The sequence below is a fragment of the Prevotella heparinolytica genome (assembly GCF_002998535.1).
GTDB lineage: Bacteria > Bacteroidota > Bacteroidia > Bacteroidales > Bacteroidaceae > Bacteroides > Bacteroides heparinolyticus.
The window spans coordinates 154,155-171,581 of record NZ_CP027234.1 but is presented as its reverse complement, the minus strand read 5'-3'; the positions used below and the strand labels follow the sequence as shown (position 1 = coordinate 171,581).

7 protein-coding genes are annotated in these 17,427 nt (G+C 49.9%); 5 read left to right on the top strand and 2 right to left on the bottom strand.

Annotated features, from left to right (window positions below; all coding sequences use genetic code 11):
- Positions 1-108 precede the first annotated feature (108 nt).
- Positions 109-4,071, bottom strand: coding sequence for a hybrid sensor histidine kinase/response regulator transcription factor (locus C3V43_RS00645; RefSeq protein WP_235655868.1), 3,963 nt, complete (start codon positions 4,069-4,071; stop codon positions 109-111).
- Between the two features lie 254 nt (positions 4,072-4,325).
- Between C3V43_RS00645 and C3V43_RS00640 the strand changes: the two genes are divergently transcribed.
- The gene (locus C3V43_RS00640; protein WP_106070382.1) at positions 4,326-7,553 is read left to right on the top strand and encodes a SusC/RagA family TonB-linked outer membrane protein; all 3,228 of its coding nucleotides are present in this window, start codon (positions 4,326-4,328) and stop codon (positions 7,551-7,553) included.
- Positions 7,554-7,574: 21 nt separating this feature from the next.
- Positions 7,575-9,350 carry a RagB/SusD family nutrient uptake outer membrane protein gene (locus C3V43_RS00635; protein WP_106068163.1) on the top strand — a complete coding sequence of 592 codons (1,776 nt, stop codon included), beginning with the start codon at positions 7,575-7,577 and terminating at the stop codon, positions 9,348-9,350.
- Positions 9,351-9,500: 150 nt separating this feature from the next.
- Here C3V43_RS00635 and C3V43_RS00630 read toward each other — a convergent pair whose 3' ends face one another.
- Entirely contained in the window at positions 9,501-13,964 is a 4,464-nt protein-coding gene (locus tag C3V43_RS00630) for a hybrid sensor histidine kinase/response regulator transcription factor (RefSeq protein WP_106068162.1), read from the bottom strand.
- Between the two features lie 94 nt (positions 13,965-14,058).
- Here C3V43_RS00630 and C3V43_RS00625 point away from each other — a divergent pair, with 94 nt between their 5' ends.
- The 3 genes from C3V43_RS00625 (at position 14,059) to C3V43_RS00615 (ending at position 17,353) form a co-directional block, all read left to right on the top strand.
- Positions 14,059-15,213 (top strand): dienelactone hydrolase family protein, encoded by a 1,155-nt coding sequence (locus tag C3V43_RS00625; protein ID WP_106040528.1) that lies wholly within the window; start codon positions 14,059-14,061, stop codon positions 15,211-15,213.
- Between the two features lie 292 nt (positions 15,214-15,505).
- Complete coding sequence (locus C3V43_RS00620; RefSeq protein ID WP_106040529.1) at positions 15,506-16,036, top strand: RNA polymerase sigma-70 factor; 531 nt, start codon at positions 15,506-15,508, stop codon at positions 16,034-16,036.
- 132 nt (positions 16,037-16,168) lie between these two features.
- A complete protein-coding gene (locus C3V43_RS00615) occupies positions 16,169-17,353 on the top strand; it encodes a FecR family protein (protein WP_106068161.1) in 1,185 nt (394 codons plus the stop codon).
- Positions 17,354-17,427: the final 74 nt, after the last annotated feature.

Here is a 17,427-nt window from a genome sequence, read left to right as displayed (position 1 = left end):
ATAGATTCACTTCTTCGTTCAATTATGGAGGTTGTAAACATGCCGGTGTCGCATCTTCCTCCCTACGGGATAGCACCTTCACCGTCTGCCACCGCTAATCCCTAATCGTCAACCGCTATTCTTCCGCCACTGCCCCGGCGTCATCCCCTTTTCGGACTTGAAGAGGGTGCTGAAATTGCGTGCATGGCGGAAGCCCGATTGTTCGGCCACTTCGGATATCCCCAAATCTGTCTCTTGAAGTAAGCGGATGGCATGTTCCATGCGGCAACGGACGATATACTCGCCCAAACCGATGTCCATCACCCCCTTCAGCTTATTGTAGAGCGTGGCACGGCTCATACCCATGTGGGAGGCAAGAAAGGAGACGTCCATCGCAGGGTTGCCAATGTTTTCGCAGATGATGTGTTGCAGTCGCAGCAGCAGTTCTTCGTCACGATGATTGCGCGGAGCAACGGGTGAAGCCGGCAAGTCGGCGGCAGGCCGATAGTGTTCCTTCACGATGTGGCGTGCATGCAAAATGGTATGTATGCGCAGGCTGAGCATCTCCATGTCGAACGGTTTGGTGATGTAGGCTTCGGCACCCGCCTTATAGCCCTCTTCCATCACCTCCTCGTCGGCACAAGCGGTGAGCAGTATCACGGGGATATAGTCCAGTTCGGGACGTTGCTTGATGTACCGGCACAGCTTCAAGCCGTCCATACGGGGCATCCGGATATCGCTCACCACGATTTGCGGCGCTTTGGAAGCAAGCAGGGACAATGCCTCCAGACCGTCGTGTGCCTCGTACACCTCCTCGAAGAGGGCTTGCAACTCGCACACCAGCAGGTGGCACAAGTCGCGGTCGTCCTCCACAATCAGTATCGAGTGGTACTTCTCCCGCCCCACCGATTGCACATTTTCCACCTTCGGCAAAGGCATGTCGGGGGCAAGGCGGTTCAACAGTTCGATGCGGGGAGAGGATTTGATGTGAGCGGCCTCTGTGCGGAGAGGCAAGGTAAACGAGAAAGTGGCTCCTTGTGTGCCGTCGTCGTTGGCATGCGCACTGATGACACCTCCGTGCATTTCGACCAACTGGCGGGCGTAGGAAAGGCCGATGCCCGTACCCTCCGAGCCATGATCGCCCCGATAGAAGCGGGTGAAAAGATGCGGAAGGTCTTCGTCGCGAAGCCCGATGCCGTGATCGGTGACTGTGACCCGCAGGTATGAGCCGCCGTCTTCGCACGAAGTGCGTACAACGGTTTCCGTCTCCGCTTCGCTGAACTTGTAAGCATTTGTCAGCAAGTTGTTCATCACAATTTCACATTGTGCGCGGTCGAGGCAGACCGTCCCTATACGCCGGTCCGGCTCGAAGCGGAGGGTGATGCCGCGTTCGCCGAACTCCATCCGGAAGTCGTCGAGCACACCTCCCAGCCACTCGTTGAAGGGAACGGCGGACATGCGCAGGATGTTCTCCTCCACCTCCATACGCCGTATGTTCAGAATCATGTCGATGAGGTTCTTCATCTGTCGCGTCTGCTTGAAGATGCCCCTCAACCGCATGCGCACCTCGTAGGGAATGTTCCGACCGGCTACAAGCTGCTTCAACGGCGTGTAAATCAGCGTGAGCGGCGTGCGCAGCTCGTGGCTGATATTGATGAGGGCGCGCACCTTGTCCTTGTATATCATCCGTTCTTTCTCCCTCAACCCATCTTGCATCCGCTTCTCGCGGGCACGAATGGCAAGCACCGCCGCCAACAGCAACAGCACACCCACCGCCACAAGAAAAGGAGTGCGCAGCCACCACGGGGGCAACACGGTAAGTGTCAGCAACGGGAAAAGTCCGGTCCATTCGCCGTTATCGGCAGTGCATTGACCTGTAATGCGATACGTGCCCGGAGGAAGAGTTTGCAAAGTCAGCTTCGGACGGGAAGTCTCGATATAGCCCTCGTTCAGTCCGCCGATACGGAAGCGATAAATGCGTTTATGGAACAGGTCGGCTCCACTGAGGCTTACAGAGAGGTTGAGCGAAGTGAAACCATTCTCCACTTCCATCATTCCGTCGGACGGCAGAGCCACAGGCGCACCTTCCAAAAGCGCCTCTTGCAGGAACAGCCTCGGAATGCGTGGAAGGGCGTCTTCCTTCAGTGCCGGGTTCACGCGCAACAGTCCTTCGGAGCCTCCCATATAGACACTACCGTCGCGAGCGTTCAGCACAGGCTTGGGCAGGAAATCGTTGGGCAACACGCCGTCCGTCTCGCTGTAAATGACGAAATGCCGCCGTTGTGGGTCGTAGGCATACAGCACGCCTACCGCACCCATCCACACCGTACCGTCGCGTCCGGCAACCAACGAAGTCACCAAATCATTGCCATCGGGAAGAACGATGTTCTCCGGTTTCTGCCCTGCGGGTAAAAGACGGCTCACACCTCCGGGTTCGGCAAACCACAACGTTCCGTCCGAGCCGAGAGCGGCGGTCAGTATTCGGTTGACAGCACGCTCTACGATGTATCGGAAGCTGTCGGTAGCCCGGTTGTGGCAGAAGATACGTGTGCGGTCGTGATAATAATCTTCGGTTCCCGCCGTACCTATGTATATCCACGAAGGAGCCGTCCGGGGCAAGCCGGTGCGTATGGGTGTCAACAATCCTTTATGAGGATGATAGCGATAGGCGGCCGAACCGTAAATCTCAATCCCTCCGTCAGAGGTAGGGCGCAGGTTGACGGGACTTCCCGAAGCCTCCAGCCTCCTCTGTATTTCCTTATCAGGCAAAGCGATGCGCCGATAAGCACCCGTGCGTTTGTTCAGAGCGAAAAGTCCGCGTGTAAAGCTGGAGAGCAACAGCTCGGTGTCCGACAAGGGACAAAGCGAAACAATCTTTTCGCCCTCCGTGGCCGGATAGTGTACAAACTCTTCCGTATCAGGCGAAAAGCGGTTCACTCCCCCACCGTCCGTACCTATCCAAAGCGTTCCGTCACTCTCTTCCCAAAGGCACAAAGGGCACTTGTCCGACAGCCCGAACCGTGGATTCAACGAGGCCTTGGTATAGGTCTTGATAAAACTCTTTCGTGCGCCGAGTACACCTTCGCGCACCATACCTATCCACAAATAGTCGTCCGTGGGACAAAGGCAGGTGGCGGAGTTGGCAGGGAAATTGGGAGAGTTTTGCGCAGTGATGTGCTGCACGGTTCCGGTATCCGTATAAAGCACATTGACGCCCCCGCCATCCGTAGCCATCCAAAGAGCGCCTCCCCACTCCTTGATGTCGAGCACGATGTCGTTATTCAACCTGCCGTTGGAACGGTTATACTCCGCCAGCAGTGTGCCATCGTGCGCATAGCACTTCACCCCCCTGCCGTAACAGGCAATCCAGTAGTGCTCCTTTTTGTCCCGATAGAGGTAATTCACCGCCGAAACATCTCCCTGCATGGGTGCCGCAATGATGTTTCCGTTTCGCTTGTTCAGCAACATCAACCGCCCGGATGAGTCGTTCATCAGAAAGTGCTCTTCATCATAGGGCAGCAACAGCTCCGGACGTACTCCTCGCAATGAAAAGGGAATGGCATATAGCGGCGCTTTGTTCAGATCGTAAATCAGCAAAGAGTCTGCCACGGGTACAATGACCTGATCTCCGTGGGGTACGACATGATTGGCCGCTACCGGCTTTCCGTCTCGAAACAACGGCTTCAGGTCTCGTTGCTCCGGTTCGTAACAAAGTACCCCGCCGATGGTGGTAAACCAGATGCGTCCGCTTTTATCCCCTTGTATGTGCAGTACGTGGTGGAGATTATTGGCAACGCCGACCATATCACACCCATCTGCGATATATTTCCTTATCTTCTCTCCATTGAACCGATATACGCCCTGTTTGGTTCCTATCCATAAAGACCCTCTGCCATCGTCGTAAAGTGCGGTGACGGACGAAGGCAAACCTTCGTTGATAGACAATTGCTTGAAGTGATAGTAAGGCGTTTTGTTTGCCCCCGCCCGTAATGAGAGCAGGCATAAGAAAAGCAAAACAAACAGGCTTCCGAACCTTTTCCCAAGGCTCTCCGCCAAGTATTCTTCCATGTATTTCAGATTTAAATTCAGCATAAAGGATCCTTATTAAAGCCATATAGTGAAACATTCCTATCAGCAACACAAAATTAATAGAAAGATTCCATATCCGCTGCTTTCTTTGATGAGTATTTCGGGAGGCCGCCACAGACAAAATCTCATTTTTTCCCATAAAACGACAAATATTTCCACATAGATATCCGCATCAATCCATAGCTTTGTGTTCGATAACGGGAAGCACCGTTCTGTCGATGTTAACCATACATTATTATAACTATAAAAACATGATTATGAATCTAAAAAGACTTGCCCAAAAGGCATTGGCTACTCTATCATTGAGTATGTTGTGTTCAGTCGCTTTTGCACAAGGACGCCTGATATCAGGTACCGTTGTCGACGGTACGGGCGAACCGATAATTGGCGCAAACGTATTGGAAGTTGGTACGACCAACGGAGTAATTACCGATATAGACGGTAATTTCAAACTTCAAGGCGTGCAGCCCGGCGCTAAAATTCAGGTATCGTTCATCGGTTATATTCCGCAAACCGTTGTCGCGGGCAACCAAACAAACCTCAGAATAACATTGAAGGAAGACGCGCAAGCATTGGACGAAGTGGTTGTGGTAGGCTACGGTACGATGAAAAAAACAGACGTAACAGGTTCCTTGTCTTCCGTATCGGCCGAAAAGCTCGCTGCACGCGGCGTTCTGCGCGTAGAAGACGCGTTGCAAGGTTCTGTTCCGGGCGTCAACATCACCCAGTCCAACAGCCGCGCCAATGGAGGATTCAATATCCAAATCCGCGGCCAGGCCTCCATCAACAACACAAGCGGTCCGCTCTATGTAGTAGACGGTATGGTCGTGTCTTCCATCGACTTTCTGAATCCGGAAGACATTGAACGCATCGACGTCTTGAAGGACGCTTCCTCCACAGCCATCTACGGATCGCGCGCATCCGAAGGCGTTATCATCATCTCCACCAAAGGAACCGGCGCCGGACAGAGCAAGGCACAACCCGTTGAAATCTCTTACGACGGCTATTATGGCATACGCAAAGTGGCACGCATGCCCGACTTCATGGATGCAACGGAATGGATGAACTACCGTTTTGCGCGTTATACCACCACAAGCGGCCCCAACAGTGACGGAACTGTCACCTATAAGATTTCGGACGGCGACCTCCAGTCAGTCTTCCAGAACGGTGCGGAATGGAAAGGCTCTCCCTTGTACAACCGCTGGATGAACAACGAGGGATATGATTGGGCAAACCAAGTACTTCGTACAGCTTCTCAACAGAATCATTTCATCAGTGCCTCCGGCGCTACAGAAAAAACGACCTACCGGTTGGGAGCAGGCTATCAAGGCGAAGAAAATGTCTTCAAGAAAAACGATTACAAGCGTTTCAACATCAAGGGTTCTTTTGACAGCAAACTGTCGAAGGCGGTAGAGGCCGGTATGTCCGTCAATCTGGTGCACGATGTGCAGAACGACTGGATTACAGACAGTTCCAACTCCTACTCTCCTTACAACAATGCTTTCTGGTTTGCTCCGGTAGTGTCGCCATGGGATGAAAACGGCAACCTTCTGGCCATTCCCGCCAAAGTGGGCAAGATGTCATTAACCTCCACTCCTTCTCCACTGGTAGACTTCGAAATCGATGCCTATCAAAATGAAACCCGCAAGTTTCATGTCTTCGGCAATATCTATATGCGTTTCAACATCATGGAAGGACTGAAGTTTACCACAACTTTCTCTCCTAACTACTACCACGGCCGCCAAGGAGTGTTCATGGGTACCGGCGTGTCGGAAAAACATCCTTTGGGAACCGCCTATTATCAAAACAAGAAGTACAATTATGCCGAAGCGACCAACACGGAACGTTTGGACTGGACTTGGGACAACCAGATCGACTTCAGCAAAACATGGGGCGACCACAGATTGAACGCAATGGCAATGTATTCACTCTACTCTACCAACAAAGAAATCTATTCGCAAAGCGTAACGAACATTTCTGACGACAAACTCTCATTCTACTCCATGGGGAAAGGTTCCGGCACAAAAGGCCTCGGCTCTTCCTATACCGAATCTTCTCTCGTATCCTTAGCTACGCGCCTGAACTATGCCTACAAAGAACGCTATATGGCTACCATAACCGTGCGTACCGACGGCTCTTCACGTTTTGCCAAAGACAACCGTTGGGGCTGGTTCCCCTCGGCAGCCGTTGCCTGGCGTGCTTCGGAAGAAGATTTCCTGAAAGATGTGAAATGGATAGACAACCTGAAACTTCGCCTCTCTTATGGTGTCACCGGTAACAACAACGTGGGCGACTACGTCACGGCTTCTTCCGCCGCAGGCCCTTCTTATGCCACCATTGGCGGACAAGAATATCAAGGCTATTATGCCAACGGATTAGTGGACAAGAATCTGATTTGGGAAAAAATAAAAGAGTTCAACTTCGGCGTAGACTTCGCCGTTCTTCAAAACCGCATCGGCCTGACGGCAGACGCTTACCGTCGTTTGTCCGACGGGCAGATAATGAAAGCCACCGTTCCTTTGGAGACGGGTGAAAGTTCCATAACCACCAACATCGGCTCCGTACAGAATACCGGCATCGAATTGGCCCTGAACCTCGGCATCATCCGCAACAATAGCTTTACATGGGATGTCAATCTGGCTTTTGCCCGCAACTGGAGTAAAATCAAGGAACTGCCGAATGGAGACGACGTAGCCAACAACTGGTTCATCGGCGAGCGTCTGAACGTGTTACGCGACTATACCAGTGCCGGAATCATCACCAAAGACGGCGTCACCATGCACACCATCAACGGCGACCGCCATTATACACTGCAAGAAGTCTATGACAAATTCGGCCCGAAAAGCAGCAACAAGCTGAAATGGTATGAAGGACAGATGGCTGTGAACGACTGGAACGATGACGGCAGGATAAACGATGACGACAAACAGATTTATGCCTGTACAGACCCCACATGGACAGGCAGTTTAAGCTCCTCCATGGCATACAAAGGCTTCGATTTTTCCTTCATGCTCTATACCAAGCAAGGACAATGGTCGCGCAGCTACTTTCACGAGCAATACATGAACTATGGCGACCGCGGACGCCAGAAAGTGAGCTTCGACTACTACATTCCCGCAGGAACGCCGGTAATGGATAAAGAGAGCGGTAATGTGACTTACCTGGAGACCGCCCATATTGGCAAATATCCTTATCCGAACAATACGGAAAAGACCGGAGGCGGTTACTTCAGCAGTAGCAGCGCATCTGTCCGCTATCACAAAACATCTTTCGTAAAAGTGAAGAACATCACCTTGGGTTACACTTTCCCCAAAGCATGGCTGAGTAAGATTGCTGTCAAGCACCTGCGCCTCTATGTAAATGTACTCAACCCATTCTGCTTCACTAATTACAAAGGATTCGATCCCGAATGGGCAAGTGCAAACCTGACCGATGGAGGCCCGGCTTCCATTACCTATCAAATCGGTACCAACATCAAGTTCTAACAAATCTAATAGTATAAGAAAATGAAGACTTACAAGAAATTACTATATACTGCATGCCTGGCAGGAACCTGTATACTGACCGGTTGCGACAGTTTCCTCACACCGGACAATAAAAGTTCTGTGACCGATGTCGACTATTTTGCGACAGCTCCCGGCTTTCAGTCACTCGTTTATGATGCATACGCACAACTTTCGAACATCTACAACAGTGACAATGTAGCCACTTATTTCAATTCAGGAACCGATCTCTACCAAGACGGACGCAACGACATAGAAGCGGCTCTGCATCGTTGGTCGAACTTTACCCCCGAAAACGGCACGGTAAAGACATTCTATACCGATTGCTATGACGGTATCCGCTCTTGTCTTGCCATCGGGTATTATGCTCCGTCGGCCATCGTCAGCGATGACGTCAAACAAAAGGCCATCGACGAAGGGCGTTTTGTGAAAGCCTTATTTTATTACCTGCTGGTGAACAATTACGGAGGCGTACCATTGATAACCGAGTATGCAAGCAGTGCAATCAAGGGCTATCCACGCGCAACAGCTGAACAGGTATACACTTACATCATAGACGAGTTGAAAGAGATTATCGGCAACAATAAACTGGCAGCCTCAACCGCAACACGTGGTGGGGGTGAAGCCAGCATCGAAGCGGCCAAAGCTTTGTTGGCGAAAACGTATCTTTCTGCCGCATGGGATTTAAACAAAGCAGACTACTTCAACGAAGCAGCCAGATATGCAGACGAAGTCATCAACGGACGTTCATTGACAACAGAATTTTCCGATCTATGGGCTGCCGATCGCTCGGGAGACGACAATGCGGAATTCCTATTCGACGTAGAATATGATTACGACAGCACCCACGATCAAACCATAGGCAATCGTTGGCAATCATTCTACTGTGGCTACTACGGCGGTGCCGAAGAAGGTATGAAGTATGGCGCTTCTGCATTCATCCCTCTCATGCACACACTGAAATACTTTGAGCCGGGAGACAAACGCTACGATGCAACATTCATGAAGACATTGCTGGTAAAAAAAGCATGGAATCCGAACAACGGCTTCAAGGAAAACGGTATGCCGATTGGCGACTACTTCGCTTTCTACGCCAACGGAAAGACGGCAAAAGGCAAAATGGTAGGTGTATATTATCCGGCCTATTGGGAATGTGATGCAATTTCCGTAGCGGCATGGCGTGCCGAAGATCCTGAGAACAGAGCCAACACATTCATTATTCCGCAAAACAATCTGACAGCCGAAATGGAGCCTATGAGCAACTACATCAAAGACTTGAAAGATTTTCCCGACGGAGTGATTGCCAAATACGACTTCACCGAAGCACAAAGGATGAGTTGGGCCGTCAGCCCATGCTGTAAATTTGACGACAGCAAGACTGCACAATACACTGCCGGCAAGAGTTTCCGCGATCTGCATGTCATCACCCTGCCGGAAATATTCCTCGTTGCGGCAGAAGCTTATTTGAAAATCAATAATAACGACAAAGCCCTTGCCCGTATGAATGCACTCCGTACACGTGCAGGCCTATCCGCCGCAACCCATATCGACATCGATGCCATACTCAAAGAATCGGCCTGTGAATCGTTCGGCAACGGTTATCGTCGCATGGATTTGCGTCGCACCGGCAAACTTGTGGAATATAACAATCTGTATAATCCCCATCTGATAGGTAGTGCAGAAACCGCTATCGGGAAAAAACTCTTGTGGCCTATTCCGCAAGCTGCTATCGATGCTAACGACCTGCTGAATGCAAATGACCAGAATCCCGGATATTAAGGAATACCAACAAATATTTCATGGATTAGTAATAAAAAAGAGACGAGTTTGCGAGTAAAGTCGAGAGATTAAAAAAACAGACATTCTTTGCAACGAAAGAGAGGGGGGACCATTTTACCGATGCCCCCCTGCTTTTATTCGCATAATGAATTATTTCTTCTTTCCTCTGTCCCTGTACTCCGTCGGGGTCATCCCCATCTTCTGCTTGAAGCACTTGCTGAAATAGCGCGGGTCGTTGATACCCACCATATAAGAGATTTGAGTCATGGTATATTCGCCTGTTTCAATGAGCTGAACGGCACGATTGATACGCATTTCCTTAATAAACTCAATCGGTGCCAAACCTGTCAATGTCTTCAGCTTCTTAAAGAAAACAGAACGGCTGACTGCCAACTCCTGCACCAAATCATCCACAACCAAATCACCGTTATCCATATTCTTCTCCATCAGTTCCCGCAGTTTATCCATAAATTTGCGGTCATTAGGCGATAGCTCCGGAGCTTTTTGTTCTTCTGCTCCTTCCGCCGTCAGAGACGAGGCTGCTGTTCCGGAAGAGATTAAATCAGCCCGGTATAGATCCTGAAGTTTACGGCGTTGTATCAACAGATTCTTGACACGCGCCTTCAGATACGTCGCGCTGAAAGGCTTCGTAATGTAATCGTCCGCACCGAACTCCAACCCTTCCACCTTACTTTCCATAGAGGTCTTTGCCGTCAGCAAAACAATGGGAATGTGGCTGGTGGTCATATCGGCTCGCAAATCGCGGGTCATGGAGATACCGTCTTTTTCCGGCATCATCACGTCGCTGATAATGATATCCGGAAGGAACTTCAGGGCCTTGCTCATCCCTTGCACACCGTCTACCGCCTCCACAACCCGATACTCGGATGCAAAAACTGTGCGCAGAAACAGCCGTAATTCCGAGTTATCTTCCACCAGCAACATGGTCTCCTTATCCACTGCCGCCTCTTCATCCTCTTGTTCCTGCAATTCTTCTTGTTCTGCCGTATGCGAATGAACCGCTTCATCCGCATCCATCACCTGCCCTGCCATTTCCACTCTTGCCGCCGCATCATCCTGAAGGAACTCCACTCCGTCATCGTAATGTTCTTTACCCTTCAGAAAATCGACCTTAAAACAACTGCCCTCGCCCAACTTGCTGTCAACGGAAATCACGGCTTTATGCATTTCAACCAGCTCTTTCACCAACGACAGGCCTATTCCTGTACTCGACTGATTAAACAACCCTCGGTCTACCAGATTCTCAAACCGCAGAAAGATTGACTTCTTCTTGTTTTCGGCAATGCCGATGCCTTGATCTTCCACCCCGACAGATACGGATTTCTCTTCTTCACGAACAAAGACCGTTATCATTTTCCCGTCAGGGGTGTATTTAAACGCATTGGATAACAGGTTGAACACTATCTTTTCATACTTGTCGACATCCACCCATAGATAAAGCTCTTCCTTCTCCGTCTCAAACAAAAAGTCGATACGATGCTCTTCGGCCATGGCATCGAAACTCTCCATAATCTTACGGGTAAACGCCACGACATTGACGCGCTGCACCTGCATCTTCATTTTCCTGTTCTGTATCTTGCGGAAATCGAGAATCTGATTAATCAGGCGAAGCATGCGGTTGGTATTGCGCTCTACTACCAGAAGCTGCTCGCGGGCGTCATCCGGCAGTGTGGTATTCGCCAAGACATGCTCCACAGGGCCTGAAATCAGAGTCAGGGGGGTGCGCAATTCATGGGAGATGTCCGTAAAGAAACGCAATTTCATATCAGCCATTTGCCGTTCCATATCTACCCGATGTTTCAACCGGTAGATGGTGAACAAGATATATACCGCCGTAATGATAATAAGCAGCACCAACAAGACGTAGAGGACATAGGCAAAAGGCGTTTCCCAAAACGAAGGAAGTACCTCTATATCGAGTGTACGGATATTATCCACCCATACTCCATCGGCATTCGTCGAGCGCACTTTAAAGACATAATCTCCTTTGGGAAGATTCGTATATGTAGCCATCCGTTGTTTCCCCACATAGTTCCATGATTTTTCAAATCCCTCCAGAATATAGGCATACTGAATCTCGGACGGAGCCGAGTAATCGAGCGCCGCATATTGAATGGTGAAGATATTTTCTTTGTGAGACAGCTCCAGTTTGCGCGTGTCGTCCAGACTTTGCTTCAAGACCGACTTCTCTCCAGGCATTACATTCTCATTGGAAAGCAACAGACCGGATAATACAATGGGAGGAACGTAATCGCTCTTGCGTGTGGAATCGGGGTTGAACACAAAGATGCCGTTGCTTGCACCGAACAGGACATTGCCCTGAGAAGTGCAGGCAGCAGCCGCCTCGCTGAAACGTACCCGGGAAAAAACACCTTTATTATCATAATTCTCAAATCTTTCTTCCGAAGGAATAAACTTGCTGATACCGTTCTCGGTACTCATCCAAAGATTGGCACTGCCATCCTCGATTATAGACAAAAGCACATCGGACGGCAACCCGTCTTGTACGGAGTAAGATTTGAACCGGGCATTGCCGTCCCGGTCCAGAGAAACCAGCTTGTTCAACCCTCCGCCGAAGGTGGCCAGATAAAGCTCTTTGTTCCGGGTGGAGATAATCCAGTGAACATCGTTATTGCTCAAGCTATGTATATCTTCCGGCACACGCACGTAATGATGAAAAACGGCATCTTCCGGAGAAGCAAAATCTTCGTTCAGCATCAAGGCTCCCACGGTTGTGCCAATCCAGATATGTCCCCGGCCGTCGCCGGTAATGAAACGTGCTTTGTAGCAATCGTCTATGGGATAACCCTTCAGGTTATTGCGATGATTGACGAAGATTTCCTTCTCCTCCTTGTCATGCGTCATGTAGTTTACACCGCCGGCAAAGGTAGCCACCCAGATTCTTCCGCGAGCGTCTTCGTACACACAATAAACGTTATCGTCACTCAAACTGTAAATATCATCTCTCCGATACCTGTAACGTGTCAGTTCATAGCGTGCATCGCCTTTCCGTTCGGCTTTTACCAAACCGTCTCCTTTCGTTGCAATCCAAAGGTTGCCTTTTTTGTCCTGTAAGATGAAATAAACATTCCCCCGCAACGGAACACCGGTATGTGCTATTACGCCTTCCTCCGTCAAATAGCCCCGCTCCTTACGATTTTTATCATACACCCTCAGTTTGCCGTCTTTCAGGCCTACCCAGAGATTGTGTTCCTTGTCCTCGCAAAGTCCCCTCACCTCGTTGCTCAACGATTCGTAATGATGGGGCACAGGGGTAATCATCTCAAATTGCGGGGGACGGAAAGTCACTTTCTCCAAGCCCTTTGAGTGGGTGCACATCCATAAATTGCCCTGCCTGTCCGAGAAAGCGGCATGAATCTTATTGGAGAAACGCCAGTTGCCGTCCGCCAAACTATTATAGAAAGGACGCAGACAGTTCTGCTTTCTGTCGAAATAGGAGAATCCTCCTCCGTAAGGATGTACCCACACCATACCGTGGATGTCTTCATGTACATGAAAAGCCGGGCGCGAACGGTCTGTACTGGTAGGTTCCACGGCGATGGTTTCGGTTTTCAGCGCCTGTGTTTGGGGATTAAAATGTGCAACGATGCCCGGTATGTGCTGTTCAAACCACACTTCCGAATATTTGTCCACATAGACGGAATGAACAGGAGCGTCCGGCAAGCGGGACGCCTCATAATGTTTCGTTGTCTTTGTACGGAACTGATACACGTAAAAGCCGTCGGTAGCGGTGGCTATAAGCATCTCGTGTTCATTCAGTTTCTTGATAGATACGATTTTTGAAGTACCCGGCAGTCGGAACAGGCTAAACTTGCCCGTCGGCTTCCGGTAGCACCATATACGCCCGTTCTCCGACCCAAAGAGTATTTCATCGCCCTGCTCCAGACAAGCATAGAATGGCTGTCCGTCCTTCGTTTCTTTTTCTGCCGTCTCCGTAAAAAAAGACACGGGCGTTTTCCTTCCGGACACAAGCATGCCCAATCCATTGTCGGTCAGCATCCACTCATGGCCGGAAAGGTCTTCATACACCTCGCGTACGCGTACGGCCGGAAACAGACCGGTTTCCGCAGCATACCATTCCGTAGTGAGCCTGTAAGTGTCAGGCGACGTTACGACCCGAATCGCTCCCTCCTTTTCGGTAAGCAACCATACGACACCACCGGGTAGAAGCTTGATAGACGTTATTGTGGCAGCGCTTCCTCCTGCATTTCCCGAAGGCACTTGCTCGAATATCTCGGTGCGGGGATCGAAACGATAGACGCGGTTATCATAAGTCAGAAGCCAGAGAAAACCATACCGGTCTTCATACATCCGGTCTATACGGTTATTGGTCAATGCTATTTGGTTGCCCAGCCTCGCTTTATACGTTTTGAATGTATATCCGTCAAAGCGGTTGAGGCCATCCCAAGTGGAGAACCACATGTTCCCCCTGCTGTCCTGCAAGATGCCCATCACCGTGTTTTGAGACAAGCCGTCCTCAGATGAATAATGAGTTAAAAAACAATCGGGCTGCGCGCAGACAGTCCATACATACATCAAACTCGTAATCAGATATAAGATTCTTTTTGCCATAATCAGTCCATTCTGTGCGGTAAAGATACATATTTCATAGAGAATTATCGTATCTTTGTTTTTTATTTAATAATCACAGACAAACCGCCAAGCCATGAGATACACCACCATTCTTTTCTGCCTATTCCTCCTTATGCACTCCACCGCCTCCGCACAAACCGACACCATCCCTTACGGGACAGTGAAGAACATGCCCACTTTCTATGAACAACTGAAGCGGCAGCTGACCTACCCCATGGCATGGGGCAACTCGCCGACAAAGGATTTTGACCGATGGCGTGCAGAAGCCCGCAACATCCTGACGGAATGCATGCAAAACCTTACTCCCGCCCCGCAGAGCTATGACATGGAAACCGTAGACACAGAATCTCGCAACGGATACAAAGCACATAAAATCCGCTTCAACGTCTCTGCATGGTGCCGCATCCCCGCCTATCTGCTGGTTCCCGATGGCAAGGGTCCTTTCCCCGCCATCGTCGTGCTGCACGACCACGGCGCCCATTTCTCCATCGGCAAGGAGAAGATGATACGCCCCTTCCATGTAGCGCCGGAAACATTGGCCGATGCCGACGACTGGGCAGAACGTTGTTACGACGGCCGGTATGTGGGCGATTATTTTGCAGCCCACGGCTATGCCGTTCTGTCCATCGACGCCTTGTTTTGGGGAGAACGCGGTCGAAAGGAGGGCGTCGACTATGACGGACAGCAGGCACTTGCATCCAATTTCCTGCAAATGGGCAGTTCTTGGGGCGCATTTATCCATATGGACGACGTGCGCAGCGCCGAATTTCTTGCTTCCTTGCCCTTTGTCGATAAAGAGCGAGTGGGATGCCTCGGTTTCTCCATGGGGGCTTATCGTTCATGGATGCTGTCCGCCCTCACCGACTGCGTGAAGGCCTCCGCCTCGATATGCTGGATGAACACCACAGACAGCCTGATGACGCCGAACAATAACCAGAACAAAGGCGGTTCGGCCTACGCCATGCTCATCCCCGGCCTGCGCCGCTATCTGGATTACCCCCATACCGCAAGCATAGCCTGCCCCAAGCCCACCCTCTTCTTCAACGGAACACAAGACAAGCTATTCCCGATAGCCGGAGTGAAAGACGCCTACGCCACCATGCAGTCCGTATGGAAGAGCCGGCATGCGGCAAATCGTCTTGTCACCAAAATCTGGGATGAGAAACATTTTTTCAGCCAAGAGATGCAAAATGAAACTTTGGATTTTTTCAACAAATGGCTGAAGTAACACGTGTTTCGCCACCATGAAACTTTTAGTTTCACCCCTTCTCTAAGGATGAGACCCTACTTCCCAATACAACTGAAACCACTTCCCAATACGACTGAGGCTGCCTCAGTCGTATTGGGAAGCGGCTTCTCCATACATGGGAACAAATAAGGCCGTAAACACCGTTTCACAACCGCCACACATCGTGCAGGCATGCATCACATATCGCAACCGGCCATTTCTATCCCAAATCCTTGCATACCTCAAGTATTTTAGCGAATATTGCACGTAATTCGTTACAATTATAGAATAGATGTTTCCGCATAATCATATAACAGACATGGACGAACAGCTCTTCAGAAGCTTTGTAGAGGCATATTCGGGCGACCTGTTGTATTATGCGCGCTACCTTGTCCGCTCCAAAGAGGAAGCGGAAGATATTGTGAGCGATGTCTTTGTCGAAGTCTGGCAGAACAGAAATAAACTGGCGGAAATAAAAAAGATAAAAGCATGGCTGCTGACCATTACCCACAACAAAGCTGTCTCTTACCTGCGCAAGAAAGCCGGCTCCATGACCTTCGTCTCATGGGACGATTTGGCCGCACACACCATGCCCGACGAATTGCAGACACCCGACGAACGACTCATCAGCCGGGAAGAGATGACCCGCATCAACAAAGCCATCAACGATTTGCCACCCCGCTGCAAGCAAGTATTTGTTCTGGCCAAGATAGAGAAACTCCCTTATAAAGAGATTGCCACGATGCTGGACATCTCCGTAAAGACCATCAACATACACGTGGCCAAAGCCTTAGAACACATAGCAACAGCCTTGGAAAAATAAATCGGAGAAACAAATAAGCACCCCATTGGGCCTTTCCGGCTGACCCGTTTTCCCACCCGCACAAAAAAAACTATCTTTCGGAATAGGAGATTTTAAAACAAGCTGCGTCATATTAATAACACTGTCACACAGATGGAAGATAAAAAGAACAAAGAAAACGAAAAATACCAACAGTTGGCCTCTTTCTTGGACAACCGTTCAGCCCGCCCCGATGAGAGTTTTTCTCAATCGGAAGAAGAAGATTTGCAGAAGTTGATTTTCTTATGGGACGAGTGCACACCTTCCCAGACAGAGGCAAACGAAGTGTGGGACAAAGCGCTTCGGAAGATAGAAGAGCAGGCCGGCAAACAAACGCCCCGTATCAAGAAGCGCACGGCCCTTATGCTGTATGGCGGACTGGTGGCAGCATCCATCGCCCTCTTGCTCGCCTTTTTCTATTTCCTTAATCAAGGAGGAAAAGACGTTGAAGACGAAAAGGCCAAGATGGAGCAGTTTCTGCTTGCCAACACGGGTGATGAAGAGATAAAAGAAGTGACACTGGTGGTTTCGGACAAGAAAAAAATAGAGATAGCCAACAATGCCCAAGTGGCTTACACACAGGGCGGTCAGGTACAGGTCAATTCCTCCAAAGTAGATGAAGCGCCCGTAGCGGAAGAAGCCGTGGAAGAAACTGAAGAATACAACCAGATCATCGTACCCAAAGGACGCCGCTCCATGATTGTGCTTGCCGACAATAGCCGTATATGGATAAATTCCGGCAGCAAGGTGATTTATCCGCGCACATTCAAAGGAAAGAAACGACAAATCTTTGTAGAGGGTGAAGCCTACTTGAAAGTAGCGCACAACAAGGAAAAGCCTTTTATAGTCAGTACTTCCGCCTTCGAAGTCGAAGTATTGGGCACATCTTTCAACATTGCCGCACGTAAGGGAAGCAATCGGGCCGATGTCGTACTGGTAGAAGGCTCGGTAGACGTAAAAGACCATCAGGAAAGACATATAAAGATGCAACCCAACGAACGGGTGGAACTGAACGAGGCGGGCATCGCAAAGAAAGAAAAAGTAAACGCGCTCGACTACATCCATTGGGTAGACGGAGTATGGGTGCTGAACGGAAAACCACTGAAAGAGGTATTGCGATATTTGACAGAGTACTATGGACGTCCGATAACTTGTCAACCTTCCATCGCAGATATTCCTTTCTTCGGAAAACTTTATTTGAATGAAGAGTTGGACGCCGTACTGGAATCAATCAAACAAACCTTAGCTCCGGAATTCACCTCTCGAAAAGACGCAATCTATATAGACGAAAACCAATGAGAAAGAAAAACATATTGTTAACCCTAAAACGTACTAACATGAAATCACAAAAAGAATCGACATAGAACACCCTC